21 protein-coding genes and 2 pseudogenes are annotated in these 23,527 nt (G+C 63.5%); 13 read left to right on the forward strand and 10 right to left on the reverse strand.

Translation table 11 applies throughout. The features are described 5' to 3' along the window. Positions 1 to 5: 5 nt before the first annotated feature. Complete coding sequence (hrpB, locus tag PC358_RS18300; RefSeq protein ID WP_033701685.1) at positions 6 to 2,531, reverse strand: ATP-dependent helicase HrpB; 2,526 nt, start codon at positions 2,529 to 2,531, stop codon at positions 6 to 8. A gap of 117 nt (positions 2,532 to 2,648) precedes the next feature. Here hrpB and PC358_RS18305 point away from each other — a divergent pair, with 117 nt between their 5' ends. Together PC358_RS18305 and PC358_RS18310 are read left to right on the forward strand one after the other, a co-directional pair. Continuing rightward, on the forward strand, positions 2,649 to 3,068 hold the full coding sequence (locus PC358_RS18305; protein WP_033702577.1) for a hypothetical protein: 420 nt from the start codon (positions 2,649 to 2,651) through the stop codon (positions 3,066 to 3,068). 25 nt (positions 3,069 to 3,093) lie between these two features. Continuing rightward, on the forward strand, positions 3,094 to 3,963 hold the full coding sequence (locus PC358_RS18310; RefSeq protein WP_033701686.1) for a cation diffusion facilitator family transporter: 870 nt from the start codon (positions 3,094 to 3,096) through the stop codon (positions 3,961 to 3,963). 11 nt (positions 3,964 to 3,974) lie between these two features. Here the strand turns inward: PC358_RS18310 and PC358_RS18315 are convergent, their stop codons facing one another. Further along, positions 3,975 to 4,802: a DUF6515 family protein gene (locus PC358_RS18315; RefSeq protein ID WP_033701687.1), complete on the reverse strand. Its 828-nt coding sequence runs from the start codon at positions 4,800 to 4,802 to the stop codon at positions 3,975 to 3,977. Positions 4,803 to 5,199: 397 nt separating this feature from the next. On the opposite strand from PC358_RS18315, the gene PC358_RS18320 reads away from it, so the two are divergent. Then, entirely contained in the window at positions 5,200 to 5,676 is a 477-nt protein-coding gene (locus PC358_RS18320; RefSeq protein WP_003249795.1) for an Lrp/AsnC family transcriptional regulator, read from the forward strand. A 53-nt stretch (positions 5,677 to 5,729) separates the two neighbouring features. Continuing rightward, a complete protein-coding gene (locus PC358_RS18325; protein ID WP_033701689.1) occupies positions 5,730 to 5,933 on the forward strand; it encodes a DUF2788 domain-containing protein in 204 nt (67 codons plus the stop codon). A 54-nt stretch (positions 5,934 to 5,987) separates the two neighbouring features. Here the strand turns inward: PC358_RS18325 and PC358_RS18330 are convergent, their stop codons facing one another. From PC358_RS18330 to PC358_RS18340, 3 genes are all read right to left on the reverse strand, one after another. Continuing rightward, positions 5,988 to 6,623 carry a pseudouridine synthase gene (locus PC358_RS18330; protein ID WP_033701692.1) on the reverse strand — a complete coding sequence of 212 codons (636 nt, stop codon included), beginning with the start codon at positions 6,621 to 6,623 and terminating at the stop codon, positions 5,988 to 5,990. A gap of 6 nt (positions 6,624 to 6,629) precedes the next feature. Continuing rightward, the gene (gene amn, locus PC358_RS18335; RefSeq protein ID WP_033701693.1) at positions 6,630 to 8,093 is read right to left on the reverse strand and encodes an AMP nucleosidase; all 1,464 of its coding nucleotides are present in this window, start codon (positions 8,091 to 8,093) and stop codon (positions 6,630 to 6,632) included. A gap of 71 nt (positions 8,094 to 8,164) precedes the next feature. Next, positions 8,165 to 9,817, reverse strand: a complete 1,653-nt coding sequence (locus tag PC358_RS18340) for an acyl-CoA dehydrogenase family protein (RefSeq protein ID WP_033701694.1) — start codon at positions 9,815 to 9,817, stop codon at positions 8,165 to 8,167. A gap of 232 nt (positions 9,818 to 10,049) precedes the next feature. On the opposite strand from PC358_RS18340, the pseudogene PC358_RS18345 reads away from it, so the two are divergent. After that, positions 10,050 to 11,266, forward strand: a pseudogene (locus PC358_RS18345) (PAAR domain-containing protein). Between the two features lie 604 nt (positions 11,267 to 11,870). Here PC358_RS18345 and PC358_RS27805 read toward each other — a convergent pair. Both PC358_RS27805 and PC358_RS18350 read right to left on the reverse strand, forming a co-directional pair. Beyond that, positions 11,871 to 11,987 (reverse strand): annotated as a pseudogene (locus PC358_RS27805) (DUF3077 domain-containing protein); the annotation flags it as partial. A gap of 53 nt (positions 11,988 to 12,040) precedes the next feature. Continuing rightward, on the reverse strand, positions 12,041 to 14,029 hold the full coding sequence (locus PC358_RS18350) for a sensor histidine kinase (protein ID WP_033701696.1): 1,989 nt from the start codon (positions 14,027 to 14,029) through the stop codon (positions 12,041 to 12,043). A 265-nt stretch (positions 14,030 to 14,294) separates the two neighbouring features. Here PC358_RS18350 and PC358_RS18355 point away from each other — a divergent pair, with 265 nt between their 5' ends. The 4 genes from PC358_RS18355 to PC358_RS18370 all read left to right on the forward strand — a co-directional run bounded on the left by PC358_RS18355 (position 14,295) and on the right by PC358_RS18370 (position 17,754). Then, positions 14,295 to 15,092 (forward strand): hydroxymethylpyrimidine/phosphomethylpyrimidine kinase, encoded by a 798-nt coding sequence (locus PC358_RS18355; RefSeq protein WP_033701697.1) that lies wholly within the window; start codon positions 14,295 to 14,297, stop codon positions 15,090 to 15,092. A gap of 14 nt (positions 15,093 to 15,106) precedes the next feature. Continuing rightward, on the forward strand, positions 15,107 to 15,730 hold the full coding sequence (gene thiE, locus PC358_RS18360) for a thiamine phosphate synthase (RefSeq protein ID WP_033701698.1): 624 nt from the start codon (positions 15,107 to 15,109) through the stop codon (positions 15,728 to 15,730). A 17-nt stretch (positions 15,731 to 15,747) separates the two neighbouring features. Beyond that, positions 15,748 to 17,031 carry a glutamate-1-semialdehyde 2,1-aminomutase gene (gene hemL, locus PC358_RS18365; protein ID WP_033701699.1) on the forward strand — a complete coding sequence of 428 codons (1,284 nt, stop codon included), beginning with the start codon at positions 15,748 to 15,750 and terminating at the stop codon, positions 17,029 to 17,031. 177 nt (positions 17,032 to 17,208) lie between these two features. Continuing rightward, the gene (locus PC358_RS18370; protein WP_033701700.1) at positions 17,209 to 17,754 is read left to right on the forward strand and encodes a tetratricopeptide repeat protein; all 546 of its coding nucleotides are present in this window, start codon (positions 17,209 to 17,211) and stop codon (positions 17,752 to 17,754) included. Positions 17,755 to 17,760: 6 nt separating this feature from the next. On the opposite strand, the gene PC358_RS18375 is transcribed toward PC358_RS18370, so the two are convergent. Next, entirely contained in the window at positions 17,761 to 18,087 is a 327-nt protein-coding gene (locus PC358_RS18375; RefSeq protein ID WP_033702578.1) for a DUF1820 family protein, read from the reverse strand. Positions 18,088 to 18,273: 186 nt separating this feature from the next. Between PC358_RS18375 and PC358_RS18380 the strand changes: the two genes are divergently transcribed. From PC358_RS18380 to lnt, 4 genes are read left to right on the forward strand one after another with little or no spacing between them, the layout of a single operon-like run. Then, positions 18,274 to 19,272: a PhoH family protein gene (locus PC358_RS18380; protein ID WP_033701701.1), complete on the forward strand. Its 999-nt coding sequence runs from the start codon at positions 18,274 to 18,276 to the stop codon at positions 19,270 to 19,272. Continuing rightward, positions 19,265 to 19,738: an rRNA maturation RNase YbeY gene (ybeY, locus tag PC358_RS18385; protein WP_033701702.1), complete on the forward strand. Its 474-nt coding sequence runs from the start codon at positions 19,265 to 19,267 to the stop codon at positions 19,736 to 19,738. The genes PC358_RS18380 and ybeY overlap by 8 nt, the downstream gene beginning before the upstream one ends. Before the next feature lie 26 nt (positions 19,739 to 19,764). Continuing rightward, a complete protein-coding gene (locus tag PC358_RS18390) occupies positions 19,765 to 20,604 on the forward strand; it encodes an HlyC/CorC family transporter (protein ID WP_033701704.1) in 840 nt (279 codons plus the stop codon). 8 nt (positions 20,605 to 20,612) lie between these two features. Beyond that, entirely contained in the window at positions 20,613 to 22,130 is a 1,518-nt protein-coding gene (gene lnt, locus PC358_RS18395; protein WP_033701705.1) for an apolipoprotein N-acyltransferase, read from the forward strand. Between the two features lie 166 nt (positions 22,131 to 22,296). Here lnt and PC358_RS18400 read toward each other — a convergent pair whose 3' ends face one another. Both PC358_RS18400 and PC358_RS18405 read right to left on the reverse strand, forming a co-directional pair. After that, positions 22,297 to 23,058 (reverse strand): YdcF family protein, encoded by a 762-nt coding sequence (locus PC358_RS18400; protein ID WP_033701706.1) that lies wholly within the window; start codon positions 23,056 to 23,058, stop codon positions 22,297 to 22,299. Positions 23,059 to 23,190: 132 nt separating this feature from the next. Continuing rightward, on the reverse strand, positions 23,191 to 23,505 hold the full coding sequence (locus tag PC358_RS18405; protein ID WP_033701707.1) for a hypothetical protein: 315 nt from the start codon (positions 23,503 to 23,505) through the stop codon (positions 23,191 to 23,193). Between the last annotated feature and the right edge of the window lie 22 nt (positions 23,506 to 23,527).

Raw genomic sequence — 23,527 nt, forward strand, 5'->3', positions numbered from 1 at the left:
ACCCATCAGGTACCCCGAGGCTTGGCCCGCGCCGTGGCTTCAGCAACCAGCGGGTCATCCGGCCAGTAGTGCTTGGGGTAGCGGCCCTTGAGGTCCTTCTTCACCTCGGCATAGGTCGTGCGCCAGAAGTTGGCCAGGTCCTGGGTCACCTGCACCGGCCGGCGTGCCGGTGACAGCAGGTGCAGCTTGACCTGCTGACGCCCCTGGGCAATACGTGGGGTGTCTGCCAGGCCGAACAGCTCCTGCAAACGCACGGCGAGAATGGGCGGGTATTCACTGTAGTCCAAGCGGATGTTCGAGCCAGACGGCACGGCCAGATGCGCCGGCGCCCACTCATCCAGACGCTGCGGTAACGGCCATGGCAGCAGGTTGCGCAGGATCGACGACAGGTCCAGCGCGGCAAAATGGCTCAAGCGCGAGACCTTGCCCAGGTAGGGTTGCAGCCAATCTTCCAGGCTGGCCAGCAGCGCTTCGTCGCCCAGATCAGGCCACTCGCTCTGCCCGTTCTTCTCCAGGTCCAGCTGGCGCAGCAAGGCCACCCGCGCCTGCCACTGGCGCAACTCTGGCGTCCAGGTCAGCAGGTTCAGGCCTTTGCGCCGTACCAGGCCGAGCAGCGCCTTGGCGCGGGCTTCATCGTCCAGGCCAGGCAACGGTTCGCGGCTGAGCACCAGCTCGCCGACCTTGATCTGGCGTTCGGCACGCAGCACCTGTTCGCGCTCGTCCCAGTCGAGCAGGTCGACACGCTCGACCTGCTCGGCCAGCACACCGTCGAGCAGCGCCGGGTCGAACTCGGCGGCCAGGTAGATGCGTTCCTCACGCTGGCCCTGACGGCTGCCCAGGTCGGCAATCACCAGCCACGGGCACTTCATCAAGGCATCGACCTCGGCGAACAATGCCGCGCGGCCATTGGCCAGGCGGTACTCGGCGCCGCCTTCGCGTCGCTGCTGGGCGACCCGGTCGGGGTAGGCCAGCGCCAGCAACGCGCCCAACCAGCGTGGATGGTCGGGGTCGGCGACGCCCGCACCCACCTTGCCGCGCAGCAGCCCACGGTACTGGCGGGCCAGCTGCCGCGCACGCTGCACACCGCCCTGCCCGCCTCGGGATGCTTTGCTTTCACCACTGACCAGCGCCAGCCGGCTGTGCAAGTCGGCACCGCCGCCACGCTGGATATCACGCTCGCCCAGCAAGGCCGCAACATCACAGGCCATGGTGGCCAGCCCCAGGTCCTGGCCGCGCAGCAGCAAGTGAGCGATGCGCGGATGGGCCGGCAATTCGGCCATCGCCTGGCCGTGCTCGCTCAAGTTGTCGCGGCTGCCGGCTTTGAACGCGTTGAGCCGTGCCAGCAGGTCCTGGGCCTGGGAGAACGCCGCCGCTGGCGGCTGGTCCAGCCAGCGCAACTGATCGGGGGTGACGCCCCAGCGGGCCAGTTGCAAGGCCAGCCCCGCAAGGTCGGCCTGGAGTATTTCTGCGCTGCCATGGGCGGCCAGCTGGTCATGCTGGGCCTCGGACCACAGCCGGAAGCACACCCCCGGTTCCAGGCGCCCGGCACGGCCGGCGCGTTGGGTGGCACTGGCGCGGGAGATGCGCTGGGTATCGAGCCGCGTCATGCCGCTGCCGGGGTCGAAGCGCGGCACTCGCGCCAGGCCTGCGTCCACCACCACGCGCACGCCGTCGATGGTCAGGCTGGTTTCCGCGATGTTGGTGGCCAGCACCACCTTGCGCATACCGCTGGGCGCGGGGTCGATGGCCGCGCGCTGCGCGTTCAGGTCGAGTTCGCCATGCAGCGGGCACAGCAGGATACCCGGGCGGTCAGCCAATGCTTCCTGAAGGTGCTGATGCACCCGGCGAATCTCCGCCTGGCCAGGCAGAAACACCAGTACGCTGCCTGGCTGCTCCGCCAGGGCCTGCAGGACACACTCGACGACCCGTGGCTCGACGAATTCACCAGGCTGGTAGGGCCGCCCCCAGCGGATATCCACCGGGTGCATACGCCCTTCACTGCTGACCACCGGCGCGTCGTCGAGTAGCCGCGACAGGCGCTCGCCTTCCAGGGTCGCCGACATCAGCAAGATCTTCAGCGGCTCGTCACGCAGCAACTCGCGGCCATTGAGGCTCAGCGCCAGCGCCAGGTCGGCGTCCAGGCTGCGTTCGTGAAATTCATCGAAGATCAGCAACCCCACGCCCTCCAGCCCTGGGTCGGCCTGCAGCCGGCGGGTGAGGATACCCTCGGTGACCACTTCGATACGGGTCTGGGGCCCGACCTTGCTGTCCAGGCGGATGCGGTAGCCGACGGTTTCCCCGACCTTTTCCCCCAGCTCGCTGGCCAGCCTTTCGGCGGCCGCGCGGGCCGCCAGGCGGCGCGGTTCGAGCATCACGATGGTCTGCCCGGCCAGCCATGGCGCGTCCAGCAACGCCAGCGGCACGCGGGTGGTCTTGCCGGCGCCGGGCGGCGCTTCGAGCACGGCTTCGTCGCGGTTTTCCAATGCCTGGCGCAAGGCGGGCAACACGGTATCGATCGGTAATGAAATCATGGTGGTCCTCGAACAGTCGGGCGAGTATAACGGCGAACCCAGCCTGCTCTATCATGGTCTTAGCTTCAGGTGCTGGCGCTTCGCTTGCCCCTGCTGAATACCTTTTCGGAGATTTACATGCGTATCCCATCCCGTGTCATCGGCGGCGCCCTCATCGTCACCTTGCTGACCCAGCTGACGGCCTGCGGCACGCTGTTCTACCCAGACCGTCGCGGGCAGATCGACGGCAAGATCGACCCCGTGGTAGCCGCCATGGACGCCATCGGCATCCTGTTCTACGTGATCCCCGGGCTGATCGCCTTCGGCATCGACTTCGCCACCGGCGCCATCTACTACCCCGGCGGGCGCACCGCCCAGGTCGCCCCGGAAAAACTGCGCGAAGCGCTAAGCCCCGATGGCAAGGTCGACAACCTCAAGCTGCAGGCCATCCTCGAAAGCGAGCTGGGCCAGCGCCTGCCGCTGAACGACCCGCGCCTGATCCAGCAGCGTGGCAGCGTCGAGCAACTGGCGGCCTACCAGCGGGTACCGGCTGCCTGAACCACACAAGGACATCGCCCACAGCATGATCACCCCGGCTGAACACCAGCGCCTGCTGCGCCTGGCCACCCGCGCCTCACTGGCGGTGGCCAGCATCCTGGTGCTGAGCAAGGCACTGGCCTGGTGGCTGAGCGGCTCGGTCAGCTTGCTGGCCGGGCTGACCGATTCGGCACTGGACGCCGTGGCCTCGTTTCTCAATCTGCTCGCCGTGCATTACGCCTTGCGCCCGGCCGATGACGACCACCGGTTCGGCCACGGCAAGGCCGAGGCCCTGGCCGGCATGGCGCAGGCGCTGTTTATCGGGGTCAGCGCGGTGTTGATCGGGGTGCAGGCGGTCGAACGCCTGCAAACGCCACAACCGTTGGGCGACACCACGGTCGGCATCGCGGTGATGCTGCTTTCGCTGGTGCTGACCATTGCCCTGCTGGCGTTGCAGCACAAGGTCATTCGCCTGACCGGCTCTACGGCGGTGCGCGCCGACTCACTGCACTACCGCTCCGACCTGCTGCTCAATGGCAGCATCTTGCTTGCCCTGTTGCTGACGCAGTTCGGCTGGTCGCAACTGGACGCCCTGTTCGGGCTGGGCATTGCCTTCTACATTCTCTGGAGCGCCCTGCAAATCGCGCGGGAAAGCACCGCCATCCTGATGGACAAGGCGCTGCCCGGCGAGGTGGGCGAGCAGATGGCCGCCCTGGTGCTGGCCATCCCCGGGGTGAAAGGGGTGCATGACCTGCGCACGCGGGTATCGGGCAACCAGTGGTTCGTCCAGTTGCACCTGGAGTTGCCTGGGGAGCTGGCGCTGCATGAGGCGCACGGCTTGTGCGTGGAGGCATCGAAGGTGATCCGCCAGCGTTATCCACAGGCGGATGTGATGGTGCACGCGGACCCGGTGTAGGCGCGTCAGCTTCAGTTGATGCTGTAACCACGCCCACTGAAACAGGCCCCCAGCGCACGCCGGTAGGTGTCTGTGACATTGCCCGGTGGCGCATAAACCGCCGTGGCCGGATCAAACCCAGACTGGCTCACCGCCCAACGATGGCATTGGTAGCGGTCCTGCTCCTGCTGCTCCTGCCCCTGGCCATTCATCGGATAGGCCACCACGTCGTAACCGTTGCCAGCCGGCACAGGCGCCGGCGCCACCCCCGGCGGGTTGACCACCACGTACTCGCGGCTGTCCGCCAGGTACTGGTAATAGGTATCGGCAACCAGGAAGAACAACGCCCCGCCCAACCATACCTCGCGGGCATACGACGGCAAGTATTCCACCCTTACCCCATAGGGCGGCGCCACGACGATGTAACTGCCGCCATGCGGCCGGTACCAGTAGCCGCCCGAGTAGAAGTAGTCCTGCCCGCGGTAGGGCACCTTCCAGTAGCGGTCAGGGAAGCGGTCGATGCTTTGCCCTGGCCGATACTGCGGCCCCGGCCCCCAGCCATTGCCATGCCCGTCCGGGCGCCCCTGCCAGTCACCGCCCGGCCGCTGCCCAGGCCCACCGGCCTGCCAGTGACGGTTATCGCCATTGCGCCGAGGGATGTCCTGGTAATAGCTCTCGCGCGGCGGCTGCGTCTGGCGCACTTCGTCGCGCGAGTTGAGCGGGGAGCGGCCCGCAGGGGCGCCATTGGGGTCGCCGCCATGCCCACCGTGCGCCTCATCCGGGCCTTGGGCCAAGGCGCCCAGACTGATGCTCAACGCAACCAAACCAACACCTGCCAACTGCCAGATGCGCGACTTCATGGTGTTCCTCTCGGTAAAAAATGACTGCAGCCGCTGCCAGTCTACCGCGCCGGCCACAGCGGCAAGTTAAAATCGCGGACATGAAAAAAGGGAGGCCGTGGGGCCTCCCTTTGGGAATTGTCGTCCGTGCTCGGCACTTGTGGCGCCGGCTCACCTCACGCCGTCTTCTGGACGGTGTGTAGCCCGGGGGCCTGGCGGATCCTGTTGGATGGCTGGCCGCGACCGCCCGCCTAGGGCGCGTCGCCGTGGACTGTTGTCCGGGCAGTGATTCTGTTGATAAAGATACCGAACCGAAGGTGACAGAGGATTGCGAAGATTGCTCAGATAAATAGCACTTGCGCAATTTTTCATCGCGGATTGATAATTCACCGCAATCGGAACAGAAAAGGCATATTCCATGAGCAAACTTGACCGCTACGACCTGAGCATCCTTGCCGAATTGCAGCGCGATGCGCGCATTTCCAACCAGGAGCTGGCCGAACGCATCGGCTTGTCACCTTCGCCGTGCTCGCGTCGGGTCAAGCAGCTGGAGGACGACGGCTACATTTCGCGTCAGGTTGCCCTGCTCGACCGCAAGAAGCTCGGCCTGAGCCTGACCGCCTATGTGCTGATCGGCATGGACCGCCACACCCCGGAGCGCTTCGAAACCTTCGAGGCCGCCATCCGCAACTTGCCGCAGGTGCTCGAATGCAGCCTGGTCACCGGTATGGACGCCGACTACCAGCTCAAAGTGGTGGTGCCAGACATGGACCATTACCAGAAATTGCTACTAGGCAGCCTGACCCGCATCGAAGGCGTCACCAGCGTGCGTTCGAGCTTCGTGCTCAACCAGGTGCTGGCCAGTACCGAACTGCCCTTGACGCACCTGCGTTGAATACCCGGGCGCCCGGCGTATGATCGAGCGTTCAGACTGCCTGGAGAACACAGATGGATCCCGCCGTATTCGAAGAATGGATGATGATAATCCTGGTCACCGTGCTGATCGGTTTCATGGGTTTCATCGTCTGGGACCTGGCGAAAAAGTCCAAGGCCGGGCGGTTTGGCACGATGATCCTGTTCTTCGTGCTGGGTCTGGGGGTGCTGGCCTTCATCATCAAGAGCGTGGTGGTGGCATTCCTGGAAGGCGTGTAGGCGCGCGACGCTTTACCTTGCGTAGCGAATGGGCCGCAAAGCGGCCCCCTGCACCTACCTCGACAGCTTCGCTGCAACTTCCCGCCAGCACCCCTGCTCCAGCCCATCCAGCGCCCAGTCACCAATGCGCACCCGCACCAGGCGCAATGTCGGTAACCCTACCGCCGCCGTCATCCGCCGCACCTGGCGGTTACGCCCCTCGCGAATCACCAGCTCCAACCAACTGGTCGGCACGCTCTTGCGAAAGCGCACCGGCGGGTTGCGTGGCCACAGCTCGGGCTCATCCAGGCGCCGTGCTTCAGCCGGCAAGGTCGGCCCATCATTGAGTTCAACGCCTTCGCGCAGGCGTTGCAGTTGCTCGTCGCTCGCCTCGCCTTCCACCTGCACCCAATAGGTCTTGGCCAGTTTGTGCTTGGGGTCGGCGATGCGCGCCTGCAGGCCACCATCGTTGGTCAGCAGCAGCAAGCCTTCGCTGTCACGGTCCAGCCGCCCGGCCGGGTACACTCCGGGGATGTCGATGAAGTCCTTGAGGGTCGCGCGCCCTTCGCCATCACTGAACTGGGTCAGCACGTCGAACGGCTTGTTGAACAGGATCAGGCGTGGCTCGGCCGGCGGCGCCTTGGGCTGGCGACGCTGGTCGGCAGGCCGCGCCTGGGGGCGGCGCGGCTTGGAACGGGGTGGCAGGGGCATGGATCCTCAGCGGAACGGCGGCTCATCGAAGCTACGCAGTTTACGCGAGTGCAGCGAATTGAGCTCGGTACGCAGCAGATCCAGTGCGGCGATGCCGATCTTCAAGTGCTGGCTGACCGCGCGGTTGTAAAACGCGTTGGCCGACCCCGGCAGCTTGATCTCACTGTGCAGAGGTTTGTCGGACACACACAGCAAGGTGCCGTACGGCACACGCAGCCGGTAGCCCTGGGCGGCAATGGTGCCACTCTCCATGTCCACGGCCACCGCACGTGACAGGTTGATCAATGGCCGCTCCTGGGCCCAGCGCAGTTCCCAGTTACGGTCGTCGTAGGTCAGCACGGTGCCGGTGCGCAGGCGTTTCTTCAGCTCTTCGCCACGCTCACCGGTCACCTGTGCAGCCGCCTCCTGCAAGGCCAGTTGCACCTCGGCCAGGGCCGGGATGGGAATGTTCGGCGGCACCACGCGGTCGAGGATACCGTCGCGCCGCATATAGGCGTGCGCTAGCACATAGTCACCGATGGTCTGCGACTGGCGCAGGCCGCCGCAGTGGCCGATCATCAGCCAGCAGTGCGGGCGCAGCACGGCCAGGTGGTCGGTGATGTTCTTGGCATTGGAAGGGCCGACGCCGATGTTGACCAGGGTGACCCCGTCGCCGTCGCCCGCAATCAGGTGATAGGCCGGCATCTGGTAACGGTGCCAGACCACGCTGGCCACCAGGGCCTGGGTCTCGCCATGGTCCATGCCCTTTTCGATCACCACATTGCCCGGCAACACCATGCGCACGAAGCGCGGGTCTTCACGCAACTGCTCCAGGCCATGGCTGATGAACTGGTCGACATAACGGTGGTAGTTGGTCAGCAAGATCCACGGCTGCACGTGGCGCCAGTCGCTGCCGGTGTAATGCACCAGCCGGCGCAGCGAGAAGTCCACGCGCGCGGCATCGAACAAGGCCAACGGCAGGGTTTCGGTGCTGTCCCAGTCGTACAGGCCATCGGCGATATTGTCGGTGGCTGCCGACAGGTCGGTGCTGGGGAACACCCGCGCCAGCTGCGCCGCGGTGATACCGCTGCCGGCCAGTTCGTCGCCCTGGTCGACCACGTAGGGGTAAGGGATGTTCTGCTCGCTGACGCCGACTTCAACCGTCACGGTGTAGTCGTGCATGAGGGGGCGCAACTGCTCCAGCAAATAGCCGCGGAAGGCGGCCGGCTGGGTGACGGTGACGCTATAGGTACCGGCTACCTGCACCTTGGCGTAAGCACGCGTGGTGGCCGCGACTTCACCTTGGCTGTAGTAGGTCAGGCGCAGCGCCGGGTAACGGAACAGCCCGCGTTCCTCGGCGTCTGGTTCGGTTCGGTCCTTGAGGTATTGCTTGAGGGCCTGGCTGAGGGCACCGGTGGCCTGAGCATGCAGGGCCGCCAGACGGTCGACGGCCTGTTCTGGGGTATCAACGACTACAAAAGCGTGGCTCACACTGTGCTTCCTGTCTGGACATGCATGTGGACCATCTTGCCTGCCTTCGAGGGTAAATACACCCCCATTGATCAGTGTTGCCAGGCTGGCGTAGCCCTGGCCACCAGCGCGTGCACATCCACACCCCGCGGCAACGCCCCATAGGCCCGGCCGCCACCGGCCAGGCGGCTACCGATGAAGGCATCGCTGACCACCGGATTGCCCGCTTCCAGCAGCAGTTTGGCCTGCAGTGCCAGGGCAATGTCCTCGGTCAACTGACGGGCGCGATACTGGATGTCGGCGGTGTCGGCGAACGCCCCCTTGAGGTTGCCGATGTGCGCGGCAAGCCGAGGGTCGCCATGGCCGTCCCCCAGTTCTGCGAACAGCGCATCGAGCACCCCGGGTTCCTTGGACAAGGCCCGCAGTACATCCAGGCACTGCACATTGCCCGAGCCTTCCCAGGTCGAATTGACCGGCGCCTCACGGTACAGCCGTGGCAGGATGCTGTCTTCGACATACCCGGCGCCGCCCAGGCATTCGGCGGCTTCATTGATCATGGCCGGCGCACGCTTGCAGATCCAGTACTTGCCCACCGCCGTGACCAGCCGGGCAAAATGCGCCTGCTGCGGGTCATCGAGCTGTTCCAGTGCCTGCCCCATGCGCAGGCTCAGGGCCAGCGCCGCCTCGCTTTCCAGCGCCAGGTCGGCCAGCACGTTCTGCATCAGCGGCTGCTCGTTCAGCACCCGGCCGCCGACCTTGCGATACGCGCAATGATGGGCCGCCTGGGTCAAGGCCTGGCGCATCAAGGCACTGGAGCCGACCATGCAGTCGAAACGGGTCATGGCGACCATTTCGATGATGGTCGGTACCCCGCGCCCTTCTTCGCCGACCATCCACGCCAGGGCGCCACGAAACTCCACTTCGCTGGAGGCATTGGAGCTGTTGCCCAGCTTGTTTTTCAACCGCTGGATATAGAACTGGTTGCGGTTGTCATCCGGGCGATGGCGTGGCAACAGGAAGCAGCTCAGGCCTTTTTCGGTCTGGGCCAGGGTCAGGAAGGCGTCGCACATGGGCGCCGAGCAAAACCACTTGTGGCCGACCAGTTCATAGGCCTGGCCCGGCCCAGGCGCACCCACAGGATAAGCGCGCGTGGTGTTGGCCCGCACATCGGTGCCGCCCTGTTTCTCGGTCATGGCCATGCCAAGGGTGACCCCCGCCTTGTGCCGGTCCCCGACATTGCGCGGGTCGTATTCACGCGCCAGGACTTTGGGCAGCCAGTACTCGGCCAGCTCAGGCTGCAGCCTGAGCGCCGGCACCGCGGCAAACGTCATCGTCAGCGGGCAGCCGGTACCGGCTTCGGCCTGGGTGTGCAGGTAGGTCATCGAAGCCCGCGCCACATGGGCACCGGGGCGCGGCTCGGCCCAGGGCAATGAGGGCAGGCCATGTTCGACCGCGGTGCGCATCAGTTCGTGATAGGCCGGGTGAAACTCGACCAGGTCGATACGATGGCCATAGCGGTCGTGGCTGCTGAACTCCGGCTTGTGCGCGTTGGCCAGGAAGCCCGCGCGCATCAGCGGGCCGCCGGCCAAGGCACCGTAGGCATCGACCCGCGACTCGGCCCAGCCGGCGCCAAAGCGCCGCGACCATTCCTGCAATGGCAGGTCAAGGCGGTACAGGTTGGCGCCATCAAGCGACGGCGGCTGGTTGGTGACTTCGTGGGTTTCAGCGTACTGGTGCAGGTTCATCGGGAGCTCCTGGAGCCGGGCATGCTTGAAAGGACCAGTGAAGCACTCCCTGGGGGTCAGTCAAAGTGACAAAAATGACTAATCGGGATGGCAATTGGCTACGGCGGTGATTACTGGACGACATCCAAATCTGCATTTCGCGTAAGAAGTTTCCTAAACCATTCTTCCAGTGAAAAGGGCTGTTTCCAGAGTGCTAGGTTCGGGCTTCCACCCTTTCAGGAAGAAACGAACCATGAGCCAGCGTATTAACATCCTTGGCAAAGGCCAGGGGCTCGACGGTGACCAGACCACCACAGGTGCCCTCTGTATCGCCGGCCAGGCACGTGGGCGTGTACACGGGAGAGGCTGGCTGCTGGTGGGCGACAAAACAACGCCCTGCCCACTCTGCGGTAACGAGGGGACCATCGTTGAAGGCGAAAGCCGATGGAAGCAGGACGGGATACCGACCGCCGTGGATGGCGCACTGGTCCAGTGCGGCTGCCCTCTAGGCAGCAATCGTCTGGTTGCGCGTGCACACAATGGGCCGGCCCCGCGCAGAGCGCCCGCACCTACGACCGTCCATGATGCACAGCCCCAGGCCCCAACGAGTAACCCGATAAGTAGTCGCTTGTCATTGGCGACGGCCAGAGGCGCCCGGTCTGCACCCGTGAAGAGCTGCATGCGATGAGTGCGGCGAAACAGGCACGGGAAGCGTTGGCAGATCTGACGCCGGAGGAAGCCGAATTCATGATGCGTCATCAGGCCGAAATTGCCGGGCTGCTCAGCGATGTGAGCCTGGCGATGGGGGTTAGCGAGGCGATGGTTGGCAAGTCGCTGGATGAGCTCAGCGACATATTGCGAAAAATAGAAGACCTGCATAAAAATCAATTCATCAAACATGGGCATCTTAGGCACCCTGAGTTTTTTGCGGAGCGTCAAAAGCTGTTCACGCAATTGAGTACGAACTTGAAAGCCACCGTTCTGAACAAACGCCTCAATCTCGGAAACTATGAAAGTCTGCGCCGGGACTTGGGGATCTCGTCGAGAAGCTTGGTGCACCACTGGAGTAAAGCGGGAGGACCGACACACATACCTGGTTACTCGACACATTTGGACAAGCTTGCCAAGATGGCTAAATATTTAAAGGCCGGAGGACATATTGGCATTGCTATTGGCGGTGGCGGATCTGCTTTGAAAATTTCTGAGGTATGCAAAGAGGGCAATACAAATGCCTGTAAAAAAGTCAGCGTTACTGAGGCAGGTAATTTCTCCGGTGGCTTAACGGGTGGCTGGTTGGGAGGAAAATTTGCGGGCAGAATCTCTGCGAAGGTTTGCTGGAGATTCGGACCCTACGCCGTAGCATGCGGAATAGTGATCACTGGTGGAGGCGCTTTGGCCGGCAGCATCGGTGGTATGGAAGCGGGTGAGGAGTTCGGCGAATTAGTCTTCGAGGTCTTTGGGGATGATTGATCACCTTGACGTAAAACTAAGGCTTTTTTTGTTAGGTACTCCTATCTGCCTCGCCTTGATCGGGATTGTATCTGACCTTCACATCGCTTGCTCTCGCCAGTATAAAGAAATGACCTCAGCACTCCAACGGAGCGCGTGCCTTCCATTTGCGACCGGCATGTGGGGAGAGAAAAAAATAGGTTCCAGAATTCTAGTTATTTCTGTAATCGCTGGCGCCATTGGATCCCCCGCCTCAAGCATTCGTAGAGGGCTACTGGATGAGCAAGACCACTTACAATTCCCCAGACATTTGAGAAGAAAAATACTCATTGCATCTTCATTAAACACCCTTGGCGTTGCCTGGGTAGCGGGATATTACCTAATAAAGCTGATAAAATAAGAGACGAAACGTAAAAAACACAACACCAAATCACAAGCCCACGTGCCCAAAGACGCCAACTATATAGCTAAGCTACTTACTGGTCGATCCCCACCAGATTAGCTGATCGTACAGCTACTTTGCGGATAAACCCACACCCACACGGAGCGCGCATCTTCCAGGCTAAGCACAACTCCTGTGGGAGCGGGTTCACCCGCGCAAGGGGCGGTACAACCGATACAAAAATCAGCGCATCAAGCCCAACTCGGCATCATCCAGCAACGCCTTGGCCATGGCTGTGAAGTAGTGCGAAGCCCAGAGCATCTGCCGATCACCATCCATCAAGCCGGTCATCGACAAGTCCCCCGATCGCTGAACTGTCAGCCCCAAACGCGTCGTCCCCGCTATCGATATACCTAGAACGAGCGACGCGTCTGCAGCGAGTGCGCAGGCAACTGCACCTGCGATATCGCGACTTTCATCGTCAGCTCGAACCGGCTCCCCAACCCCCGTGTCGAGTCATGCGACAACGTCGCCCCCAACAACTCGCCCATCTGCCGGCAAATCGACAAGCCAATCCCCAGCCCGCCATAACGCCGGGTCATGGAACCATCGAGCTGATAAAAACGCTGATAAAGGGCCGCCTGGTCAAGATCATCAAAGCCGATACCACTGTCGCTGACCGTGAAGGTGAGCGCCAGGTTGTCCGGCCCCAGGTGTCGACCGCGCACTTGCAGCATGACCCCGCCCTGATGGGTGAACTTCAGGCCGTTGTCGAGCAGGCAACCCAGGCAGCGGCTGAGTTTTTGCGCATCACCCAGCAGCGCATCCGGCAGCTCGGCGGGGATGTCCAGGCTCAGGTACAACCCTTTGCCCAGCGCCTGGCCGGCATGCGCGGCACGCAGTCCCTGCAGCAGGTTGCGCAAACTGAACGGCGCAGGCTGCGCACGCAGGCGACCACCTTGCAATTCGGAAAGGGTGAGGATGTCGTCGACCATGTCCATCATGCCCTGCGCCGAACCTGCCGCCGTGCGATGGTACTGGGCCATCTCGGCGTCCATCGGCAGCGTGTGCATCAGCTCCAGCGAACCGATCACACCATTCATCGGTGTGCGCAGCTCATGGGTCACGCTGGCCAGGAACTCGTCCTTCATGCGGTTGCTCCGGGCCAGTTCAAGGTTCAGTTGCTCCAGCGTTCGCCCGGTTTCACGCAAGGTTTGCGCCTGCTGCTCGCGCAGGCTGTTGATACGGTCGGCCAGCGCCAGTGACAGCAGCGCCACTTCCAGGGCCGAACCCAACTGGCTGGCATACATGGTGATGAACAGGTTCGGCAGGTAACCCAGCACCATCAAGGTGTTGACCAGCCCGCCCAGCAAAAACGCCGACCAGGCGATGATGAACCAGCGCGCTACCCGCAAGCCGCGCGACCAGGCATACACACCGGCAGTAAAGATGCTGACCGTAAACAGCAGCGCCAGCACCGTGGCCATGCGCAGGGCGATGCCATACGGCATGCTCACGGCCAGCACCATCACCACCGCGCCACCGAGCATCAACAGTTGCAGCAACCGGTCGAAGCCTCGGCTGATCGTGCCCAGTTGCAGAAAATGCCGCGCAAACTGGCAGCCAAACAAGCCGGCGGCGCCAATGAACAGCGGTGTCGAAGCATTCGCCCACCAGGGGCTGTCCGGCCAGAAGTAGGCGACCCCCGCACCGTTCACCGAGACCTGGTAAAGGCCGAACGACGCAATATAGAGGATGTAATAGAGGTAGCTGACATCCCGCACGCTGAGGTAGATGAACAGGTTGTACACCAGCATCACCAGCAGCACGCCGTAGATCATGCCCAACACGTACAGGCGAGTCGGCTGGTCCTCCATATAGGCTTCGGCGGACCATAACGCCAGCGGTGCCTGCACCGACCCCTGGCTGTGCAGGCGCAGGTAGACGGTAAGCGCCTGGCCAGGGCGCAGCGGCAACTCGAACAGGTAGTTGTTCTGCCGGATCTGCCGGCTGGCGTAGGGCAAGGCGTCGCCCGTGCGCTGGGCCAGGCGGTAGGCGCCGGCACTGTCGGGCAGGTACAGCTCAAGGTGGTCCAGGGGGGGGTAGGCCAGTTCCAGCAGCCATTCACGGGGCGAGGCAGTGGCCGATGCCAGGTAGTGCAAGTCGATCTTCAGCCAGAACACCGATGTGGAGTAACCGGCGTTCAACACCGGCTCGTGGTGGGCGCGAAACCGCTTGGCGAACGCAGGCGCACTGACCTCGGCGATGCTGGCGCTGCCATCATGGTCCTCGAAGACCTGCATGGCCTGGCCCAACGGAAGGTGGCGGGTGGCATCGTCGAATTCGACCGCCCCGGCCAGCACAGGCAACAAGCCCAGAAGCACAATCAGCAAATAGCGCATACAGCCCCAGCATGGCCTGTCCGGTCGCGTCGCGGTTGCCTCCCATCCGTTTGAGACGACGTAATCCGGCAGAACCCGTTTGTCGAGTTATCCGAGCACTCTAGCATAGCTTTCCCACCTGGCAATCGACCACCTGCAATCACGATAAAACAGCTCTAAATCAATACTTTCAGAAGATTCACACAACTAAATCTGACCACTCGATCAACAAAACCCGTTTGTAGGACGATCCCCACAAATAGGTTTGGTGGTAAGCTCGCCGCCCATGAATACCTACAGCTCCCGCCCCGTTGTCCTCTGTCTCTCCGGCCACGACCCCAGTGGCGGCGCCGGCTTGCAGGCAGATATCGAAGCCCTGATCGCCCAAGGCTGTCACGCCGCACCTGCGGTGACCGCCCTGACCGTCCAGGATACCGTCAACGTTTCCGACTTCCGCGTACTCGACCGCGAGTGGGTGCTGGCCCAGGCCAACGCCGTGCTGGCCGACTCCACGGTGGCCGCCGTCAAGCTGGGCATGCTGGGTTCGATCGACATGGTCGATACCGTCGCCGAACTGCTGGCTGCCCACCCGCACCTGCCGTTGGTCTGCGACCCGGTGCTGCGTGCCGGCGGCGGTGGCCGCCTGGGCAAGGACGAGGTCGGCTATGCCGTGCGCGAGCGCCTGCTGCCGCTGGCGACCATCGCCACGCCCAACCTGCCGGAAGCGCGCATTCTGGCCGAACTGCCGGAAGGCACGGCTGACGAGTGTGCCGAGAAACTGTTGCCGTTCTGTAGACACCTGCTGATTACCGGCGGTCACGGCGACGAAGACGAAATCCACAACCGCCTGTACAGCCGCGACGGCCAGCCCCATACCTGGACCTGCCAGCGCCTGCCTGGCAGCTATCATGGCTCGGGCTGCACCCTGGCCAGTGCCCTGGCTGGCCGACTGGCCCTCGGCGAACAGCTGCAAAGCGCTGTACGCAGCGCCCTGGACTACACCTGGCGGACCCTGCGTGACGCCGAGCAACTGGGCCGCGGCCAGTTCGTACCACGCCGTCTGCCCCTGGACTTCTGCTCCTGATACGAGGCTTTCAGATGAAGCTACGCGGTCTGTATGCAATCACCGACAGCCAGCTGCTCGCCGGCCGTTTCCTGTCTCATGTCGAAGCGGCGCTGGAGGGCGGCGTGTGCCTGCTGCAGTACCGCGACAAGAGTGACGACGCGGCCCGCCGCCTGCGTGAAGCCGAAGCACTGATGCGCCTGTGCGAGCGCTACGATACCCAACTGATCATCAACGATGATGCCGAACTGGCCGCCCGCCTGGGCGTGGGTGTACACCTGGGCCAGACCGACGGCCCACTCACCCCGGCCCGCGCCCTGCTCGGTCGCAACGCCATCATCGGCTCGACCTGCCACGCCCAGCTCGACCTGGCCCGGCAGGCCGCCAGCGAAGGCGCCAGCTACGTGGCCTTCGGGCGGTTTTTCAACTCCGTGACCAAGCCGGGCGCGCCGGCCGCCAGCCTCGACCTGCTGGAGCAGGCCCGCGCCCAGGTCAAGCTGCCGATCGCCGTGATCGGCGGCGTCACCCTCGACAACGCTGCCCCGTTGGTCGCCCATGGCGCCGACCTGCTGGCAGTGATCCACGGCTTGTTTGGTACCGATAGCGCGCAGGAAGTCACCCGCCGCGCCCGTGCCTTCAATGCCCTGTTCGCTTCCTGATTTCGAGAGAAGATCCCATGTCCCGTTCCGAATCCCTGTTCGCCCAAGCCCAGAAGCACATCCCGGGCGGCGTCAACTCGCCGGTCCGCGCGTTCAAGAGCGTTGGCGGCACGCCCCTGTTCTTCAAGCATGCCGAAGGCGCTTATGTCGTTGACGAAGATGACAAGCGCTACGTCGACTACGTCGGCTCCTGGGGCCCGATGATCCTCGGCCACGGCCACCCTGAAGTACTCGACGCGGTGCGTAACCAGCTGCAGCACGGCCTGTCCTATGGCGCACCGACGGCCATGGAGACCGAGATGGCCGACCTGGTCTGCTCGCTCGTGCCATCGATGGAGATGGTGCGCATGGTCAGCTCCGGCACCGAAGCCACCATGAGCGCCATCCGCCTGGCCCGTGGCTACACCGGCCGCGACGCCATCATCAAGTTCGAAGGCTGCTACCACGGCCACTCCGACAGCCTGCTGGTCAAGGCAGGCTCGGGCCTGCTGACCCAAGGCGTGCCAAGCTCGGCGGGCGTACCGGCGGACTTCGCCAAACACACCCTGACCCTGCCGTTCAACGACATTGCCGCGGTCGAGAAGACCCTGGCCGACGTCGGCCAGACCGTGGCCTGCATCATCGTCGAGCCGGTCGCCGGCAACATGAACTGCGTACCGCCCGCGCCAGGCTTCCTCGAAGGCCTGCGTGAGCAGTGCGACAAGCACGGTGTAGTGTTGATCTTCGACGAAGTGATGACCGGCTTCCGCGTCTCGCTGGGCGGCGCCCAAGGTCACTATGGCATCACCCCTGACCTGTCGACCTTCGGCAAGATCGTCGGCGGCGGCATGCCCGTCGGCTGCTTCGGCGGCAAGCGCGAGATCATGGGCTGCATCGCCCCGCTCGGCCCGGTCTACCAGGCCGGCACCCTGTCGGGCAACCCGCTGGCCATGGCCGCCGGCCTGACCACGCTGAAGCTGATCAGCCGCCCTGGGTTCCACGCCGAGCTGACCGACTTCACCAGCCGCATGCTCGACGGCCTGCAGCAACGCGCCGATGCCGCTGGCGTGCCGTTCGTCACCACGCAGGCGGGTGCCATGTTCGGCCTGTACTTCAGTGGCGCCGACGACATCGTCACCTTCGACGACGTGATGGCCAGCGATGCAGACCGCTTCAAGCGCTTCTTCCACCTGATGCTCGAAGGTGGCGTGTACCTGGCGCCGAGTGCGTTCGAGGCCGGCTTCACCTCCATCGCCCACGGTGACAAAGAGCTGCAGATCACCCTGGATGCGGCTGAGCGAGCGTTCGCGAAACTCAAGTAAGTGGCGTTGCCTGCACCCACCAGACGGCGGGTGCAGGCGCAAAAAAGCCCGAGACAATCAGCCAACTCCCCCACCCATGCAGAAATTCGAGTAAAACTTTGTAAGGTTGGCGTTGCTTATCCCATAATGTGCCACCAGAGACATTGGCCGCAGCTTTGCAGAGGTAAGTCGATCCCCATGAACCGCACCGGCCGCGCCCTGACCCTGGGCTGCCTGTTGCTTCTTCAGCCCCTGCTGGCCCTGGCGGAGGGCGGTAACTCGTTGCTGATTCCAGCGACGGGCCGCTGCACCCTGAATGTTCAGCCAGAAGACCTCGCCAATGCCCTCAAGGCTTGCGAGCAGACGGCGACGACGGGGGATGCCCAGGCGCAGTTCGAACTGGGCGAGTACTACTACACCCAGACGCCAAAAGACCTGAACAAGGCGCTGAACTGGTTCCAGAAGGCCTCGCTGCAAGGCCACGCCCAGGCTCAATATCGCCTTGGCGCCATGTTCTACCGGGGCGAAGGGGTCAAGGCCAACAACGTGCAGGCCTACATTCTGCTGAAAATGGCGGCAGTCAACGGTGCTGAGGATGCGCTGGACATGGCCGACGAAGTCACCGAACAGATGCCCCGCGACGAACTGGAGCATGCCACCCAGGTGCTCGGCCAGATCTTCCGCAAGTACCTGCTCGAACTGCAGAACGCCGAAGGCCGTACGCCGTTCTCGCCACTGCCCTGAACCGCCCTACTTCTCCGGCATCGGCATGGGGAACGGCATCACGTTGCCGCCGCCCTTGGCTTCGCTGATCTTCGCCGTGCCCAGGCGCTCGACCTCATCGATGCGCACGATCGAATGCATCGGCACAAAGCTGCGGATCACACCTTCGAACTGGCTCTTGAGTTTTTCCTCACTGGGGTCGACCACCACCTGGGTGCGCTCGCCGAAGACGAACTCTTCGATTTCCAGAAAGCCCCACAGGTCGCTCTGGAAGATCTGCTTGGCATACATCTCGAAGACCTGCCCCTGGTTGAGGAAGATCACTTTATAGATGGCGGGTTCGCGTTTGCTCATGTTTGGCGGGATAACCCATGTGTAGGAAAAGGCGCGCATCATAGCAGTGCCGGCCGCTTCGCAGGCAAGCCCACGATGGGCCGGCACAGGCCGCAAGACCCTTGATCGTTTCAGTGCTTTCGCCACTGCCATTCAAGGGTTATTCTTGAGCTCACATCCATTGCCGTCGGGCGGCTAAAAACGACCTTGAACGCACCCATAGAACCCCATCGTTTCATCCTCGAACCTTTCGAGGCCCACCGTTTCGCCAACTTGTGCGGCCAGTTCGACGAGCACCTGCGCCTGATCGAACAACGCTTGGCCATCGAGATCCGCAACCGCGGCAATCAGTTCGAACTGATCGGCGAACCCAAGACCACTTCCGCTGCTGAACAGCTGCTGCGCCGCCTCTATCGCGAGGCCAAGGCCACTGACCTGTCGCCGGAAACCGTCCATCTGTACCTGCAGGAGTCGACCGTCGAGAACATCGACAACCCGGCGGTCAACGAGGTCAGCGTCTCGTTGCGCACGCGCAAGGGCAATATTCGCCCGCGCGGCGTCAACCAGCAGCGCTACGTCAAGGAAATCCTGGCCAACGACATCAACTTCGGCGTTGGCCCGGCCGGTACTGGCAAGACTTACCTGGCCGTGGCCTGCGCCGTGGATGCCCTGGAGCGCGAACAGGTGCGCCGCATCCTGCTGGTGCGCCCGGCGGTCGAGGCGGGCGAGAAGCTCGGCTTCCTGCCCGGCGACCTGGCACAGAAGATCGACCCGTACCTGCGCCCGCTGTATGACGCGCTCTACGAAATGCTGGGCTTCGAGCACGTGGCCAAGCTGATCGAGCGCCAGGTGATCGAGATCGCCCCGCTGGCCTACATGCGTGGCCGCACCCTGAACAACAGCTTCATCATCCTCGACGAGAGCCAGAACACCACGCTTGAGCAGATGAAGATGTTCCTTACCCGCATCGGCTTCGGCTCGACTGCGGTGATCACCGGTGACATCACCCAGGTCGACCTGCCGCGTGGCACCAAGTCGGGCCTGGCGCATGTGATCGACGTGCTCAGGGACGTTCCGGGTATCAGCTTTACCCATTTCCAACCCAAAGATGTGGTTCGTCACCCACTGGTGCAACGCATCGTCGAGGCCTACGACCGCTTCGAAGGCCGTCAGGCCCAGCTAGAGGCACCCGGCAAAGATGCTTGAACTCGACCTGCAACGGGCCACGGACGCCGCCGTTCCTGATGATGCCGCCTTCCGTCGCTGGTGCGAGCTGGCCCTTCGCCAGCGCACAGCCGACTCGGAAATGACCATTCGCCTGGTCGATGAAACCGAAGGCCGCGAGCTGAACCACACCTACCGGCACAAGGACTACGCGACCAATGTGTTGTCGTTCCCCGCCGACGTGCCCGATGACCTGCTCGATATCCCATTGCTGGGCGACCTGGTGATCTGCGTGGCGGTGGTCGAGCGCGAAGCCGCCGAACAGGGCAAGGCCCTGGAGGCGCATTGGGCGCACCTGGTAATCCACGGCTGCCTGCATCTGCTCGGTTACGACCACATCGACGATGAAGAAGCCGAGGAAATGGAAGCCCTGGAACGAGAATTGCTGGCAGAACTGGGCCACCCGGACCCCTATGCCGACGACGAAACCGATTCAATCACACACTGACACTGCAAGGATCACGAGTAACCGCCATGAGCGAAGATCGATCGAGCAACGGGCAAAAGTCCTGGTTGGGTAAACTGACCCAGGCTTTTGCCCATGAGCCGAAAAACCGCCAGGAGCTCCTAGAGCTGCTGCGCGAAGCCCATCAGAACAAGCTGCTCGACAGCGAAGCGCTGACCATCGTCGAAGGCGCCATCCAGGTCGCTGACCTGCAGGTGCGCGACATCATGGTGCCGCGCTCGCAAATGATCAGCATCAAGGCCAGCCAGTCGCCTCGCGAGTTCCTGCCGGCGGTGATCGACGCCGCGCACTCGCGCTACCCGGTGATCGGCGAAAGCCACGACGATGTGCTGGGCATCCTGCTCGCCAAGGACCTGCTGCCGCTGATCCTCAAAGAGAACGGCGACAGTTTCAACATCAAGGACCTGCTGCGCCCGGCTACCTTCGTGCCCGAGTCCAAGCGCCTGAACGTGCTGTTGCGCGAGTTCCGTGCCAACCATAACCACATGGCCGTGGTCATCGACGAATACGGCGGTGTGGCGGGCCTGGTGACCATCGAAGACGTACTGGAACAGATCGTCGGCGACATCGAAGACGAGCATGACGTCGAGGAAGACAGCTACATCAAGCCGTTGCCCAGCGGCGACTTCCTGGTCAAGGCACTGACGCCGATCGAGAACTTCAACGAGTTCTTCGACAGCAGCTTCTCCGATGACGAATTCGACACCGTTGGCGGCCTGGTGATGAGCGCGTTCGGGCACCTGCCCAAGCGCAACGAAACCACCGAGATCGGCGCCTACAAGTTCCGCATTCTCAATGCCGACAGCCGGCGGGTACACTTGCTGCGCCTGACACCGATCACCCGCTAAGGACAATCATGCGTTGGATCACCCGCCCCGGCTGGCCCGGTAACCTGCTGGCCATGGCGGCCGGCGCTTCCACCCTCCTGGCCCTGGCGCCATTCGACATCTGGCCGCTGGCCCTTTTGTCCATCGCCCTGCTCTACCTTGGCCTGCGCGAGCTCAGCCCGCGCCAGGCCATGGGCCGTGGCTGGTGTTTCGGTTTCGGCCTGTACGGCGCCGGCACCTGGTGGATCTACGTCAGCATGACCACCTACGGCGGCGCCTCGCCGCTGCTGGCGATCCTGCTGCTGTTGGCGTTCTTCGCCGCCCTGGCCTGGTTCTTCGCCCTGCCCGCGTGGCTGTGGGCGCGCTGGCTGCGGCGCAATGAGGCGCCACTGGCTGATGCCTTGTGCTTCGCGGCCCTGTGGCTGCTGCAGGAGGCCTTCCGCGGCTGGTTCCTCACCGGCTTCCCTTGGCTTTATGCCGGCTACAGCCAGCTCGACGGCCCGCTGGCGGGCCTTGCGCCGCTGGGGGGTGTATGGCTGATCTCGTTCACCCTGGCGCTTAGCGCCGCGTTGCTGTGCAACTTGCCCCGCCTGCGTGCCCGGCCCTCGTTCCTGGCCGTCGCCGGCGTGCTGCTGCTGGCCCCCTGGCTACTGGGCATGGCACTCAAGGGCCACGCCTGGACCAAGCCTGTCGGCGAGCCGCTGAAGGTGGCCGCCATCCAAGGCAACGTCGCGCAGGACCTGAAGTGGGACCCGGCCCACATCGACGCCCAGCTGGCGCTGTACCGTGACATGAGCTTCACCTCAAAGCCGGTAGACCTGCTGATCTGGCCCGAAACTGCGGTACCGGTGCTCAAGGACCAGGCCCAGGGCTACATCGACGTGATGGGGCGCTTTGCCGCCGAGCGCCATTCGGCGCTGATCACCGGCGTGCCGGTGCGTGAGGTGGTGCACCACCAACGCCGCTACTACAACGGCATCACCGTAACCGGTGAAGGTGACGGCACTTACCTCAAGCAGAAGCTGGTGCCCTTCGGCGAGTACGTGCCCTTGCAGGACATGCTGCGCGGCGTGATCGAGTTCTTCAACCTGCCGATGTCGGACTTCGCCCGGGGCCCGGAAGACCAGCCGTTGCTGCAGGCCAAGGGTTACCAGATCGCACCGTACATCTGCTATGAAGTGGTCTACCCCGAGTTTGCCGCCAGCCTGGCAGCGCGCAGCGACCTGCTGCTGACGATCAGCAACGACACCTGGTTCGGCACCTCGATCGGCCCGCTGCAGCACCTGCAGATGGCACAGATGCGCGCACTGGAAGCCGGCCGCTGGATGATCCGCGCCACCAACAACGGTGTGACCGCGCTGATCGACCCGTTTGGGCGCATTACCACACAGATCCCACAGTTCCAGCCGGCGGTGCTGTATGGCGAGGTGGTGCCGATGCAGCAGCTGACGCCTTATCTGCAGTGGCGTTCGTGGCCGCTGGCGATTGTCTGTGTGCTGTTGCTCGGGTGGGCGTTGCTGGCAGGGCGGATTGCCAAGACTGTTTGACTGCGCCCTCCTTAATGACCGGCGCAGTCTTTGTAGGAGCGGCCTTGCGTCGCGAAAGGGCTGCGTAGCGGCCCCAGCGATCTTTTTTGCGCCACAGAACCTGGGGCTGCTACGCACCCCTTTCGCGACGCAAGGCCGCTCCTACAAAGACCGAGTACCTCCGAGATCAGTAGAACAACCGATACCCCACCAACCCCACCGCTTCATTAAACAACTGCCCGCTCTGCCACATCGCCCGGCTTTCCGGCAGCAACCCGGCAAACGGGCGAGCATGCTCGCGCCCGAGGAAGCCCATCGGTGCCGGCACCACGTCGAACCCTGCCTGCTCGAAGCTCCAGCGCGAACGCTGCATATGCCAGGCCTGCGTCACCACGACCACCCGGCGAATACCCAGCGGCTGCAGAATGTCTGCCGAGAACCGGGCATTTTCCCAAGTGGTGCGGCTGGCCTGCTCTTGCCATTTCACCTCAACCGCAAAATCCTCACGCAAGCGATCGGCCATCAACCGCGCTTCACTGGGCGGTGTGCCATAGTGCAAGCCACCACTGGTCAGCACCGGCAAACCCGAGGCCTTGGCCAGCCGTGCGGCAAAGCGCATGCGCTCAAGGGCCGTTGCGGTGGGCTGGTCATCGCCACCCCAGGCCGGGTCACCGCGCTCGCGCCCTGCGCCCAGCACGACAATGGCATCCGCCCTGCCCGCAAGGCCCGCCCATTCGCTGACAGCCAGCGGCGGCTCGGTCTCCAGCAGGCGCGCCGATTCCTGCACGGCAAGCGGCAGGCTCATCAGCCACAAGCTGCCAAGGCCCACGGCGAAGCACAGCCCGGCCAGCCGTGGGCGCCGCTTGCGCAGCCACCACGCCGCCAACAGCAGCAGCAAGAGGACGCCAGGCGGCATCAGCCATTGTTTGATGAAGAATCGGATCGGCATCGGCCACACCTCCATGGAAGGCGTGCAGCCTAAGAGGATCGACGCCGGGCAACAAGTGTGCGGCCGGCGACGATCGTGAGAAGTGTAGTGAAGAACCGGCGCGCGATGGCCTGCGGCTGGCGTCCTGAACGGCTAACGATGTGGCAGCGTCCTGGATCTCGCCGTGCTGGCGGGGCGTTTCTTGTCCTTGAGCCAGATGACCTTGGCCGATGTCGGCTCCGCTTGCGGGTAACTGCCGGCACAGGCATTTTGGCGCTCCGGGAGGGTGTCCAGGTACGCCTTGATCACTTCGAACTCTGCGTGGCTAAGGCCACGCAACTCCAGCTCGGCTGGCATCTCGTCGCGCAATCTCACCGATGTCCTGGCAACTTCCAGCGCCAGGCCAAGGCGGTCGATCAGGCGTTCGTAAAGCTCCGGTTTGATTGCGGGTAGCTGCGTCTCTCCCATCCGTTCACCTCATTGAAGGTCA

It is taken from the genome of Pseudomonas capeferrum (genome assembly GCF_000731675.1).
GTDB lineage: Bacteria > Pseudomonadota > Gammaproteobacteria > Pseudomonadales > Pseudomonadaceae > Aquipseudomonas > Aquipseudomonas capeferrum.

Coding starts and splice junctions, on each gene's coding strand:
- PC358_RS18330 (WP_033701692.1), bottom strand. CDS start 6,623: ATGCCCCTGCCACCCCGTTCCAAGCCGCGCCGCCCCCAGGCGCGGCCT.
- PC358_RS18375 (WP_033702578.1), bottom strand. CDS start 18,087: ATGAGCAAACGCGAACCCGCCATCTATAAAGTGATCTTCCTCAACCAG.
- PC358_RS18405 (WP_033701707.1), bottom strand. CDS start 23,505: ATGGGAGAGACGCAGCTACCCGCAATCAAACCGGAGCTTTACGAACGC.
- PC358_RS18325 (WP_033701689.1), top strand. CDS start 5,730: ATGGATCCCGCCGTATTCGAAGAATGGATGATGATAATCCTGGTCACC.
- hrpB (WP_033701685.1), bottom strand. CDS start 2,531: ATGATTTCATTACCGATCGATACCGTGTTGCCCGCCTTGCGCCAGGCA.
- PC358_RS18320 (WP_003249795.1), top strand. CDS start 5,200: ATGAGCAAACTTGACCGCTACGACCTGAGCATCCTTGCCGAATTGCAG.
- hemL (WP_033701699.1), top strand. CDS start 15,748: ATGTCCCGTTCCGAATCCCTGTTCGCCCAAGCCCAGAAGCACATCCCG.
- PC358_RS18355 (WP_033701697.1), top strand. CDS start 14,295: ATGAATACCTACAGCTCCCGCCCCGTTGTCCTCTGTCTCTCCGGCCAC.
- PC358_RS18400 (WP_033701706.1), bottom strand. CDS start 23,058: ATGCCGATCCGATTCTTCATCAAACAATGGCTGATGCCGCCTGGCGTC.
- PC358_RS18350 (WP_033701696.1), bottom strand. CDS start 14,029: ATGCGCTATTTGCTGATTGTGCTTCTGGGCTTGTTGCCTGTGCTGGCC.
- PC358_RS18315 (WP_033701687.1), bottom strand. CDS start 4,802: ATGAAGTCGCGCATCTGGCAGTTGGCAGGTGTTGGTTTGGTTGCGTTG.
- PC358_RS18340 (WP_033701694.1), bottom strand. CDS start 9,817: ATGAACCTGCACCAGTACGCTGAAACCCACGAAGTCACCAACCAGCCG.
- PC358_RS18390 (WP_033701704.1), top strand. CDS start 19,765: ATGAGCGAAGATCGATCGAGCAACGGGCAAAAGTCCTGGTTGGGTAAA.
- ybeY (WP_033701702.1), top strand. CDS start 19,265: ATGCTTGAACTCGACCTGCAACGGGCCACGGACGCCGCCGTTCCTGAT.
- thiE (WP_033701698.1), top strand. CDS start 15,107: ATGAAGCTACGCGGTCTGTATGCAATCACCGACAGCCAGCTGCTCGCC.
- PC358_RS18370 (WP_033701700.1), top strand. CDS start 17,209: ATGAACCGCACCGGCCGCGCCCTGACCCTGGGCTGCCTGTTGCTTCTT.
- PC358_RS18305 (WP_033702577.1), top strand. CDS start 2,649: ATGCGTATCCCATCCCGTGTCATCGGCGGCGCCCTCATCGTCACCTTG.
- PC358_RS18310 (WP_033701686.1), top strand. CDS start 3,094: ATGATCACCCCGGCTGAACACCAGCGCCTGCTGCGCCTGGCCACCCGC.
- lnt (WP_033701705.1), top strand. CDS start 20,613: ATGCGTTGGATCACCCGCCCCGGCTGGCCCGGTAACCTGCTGGCCATG.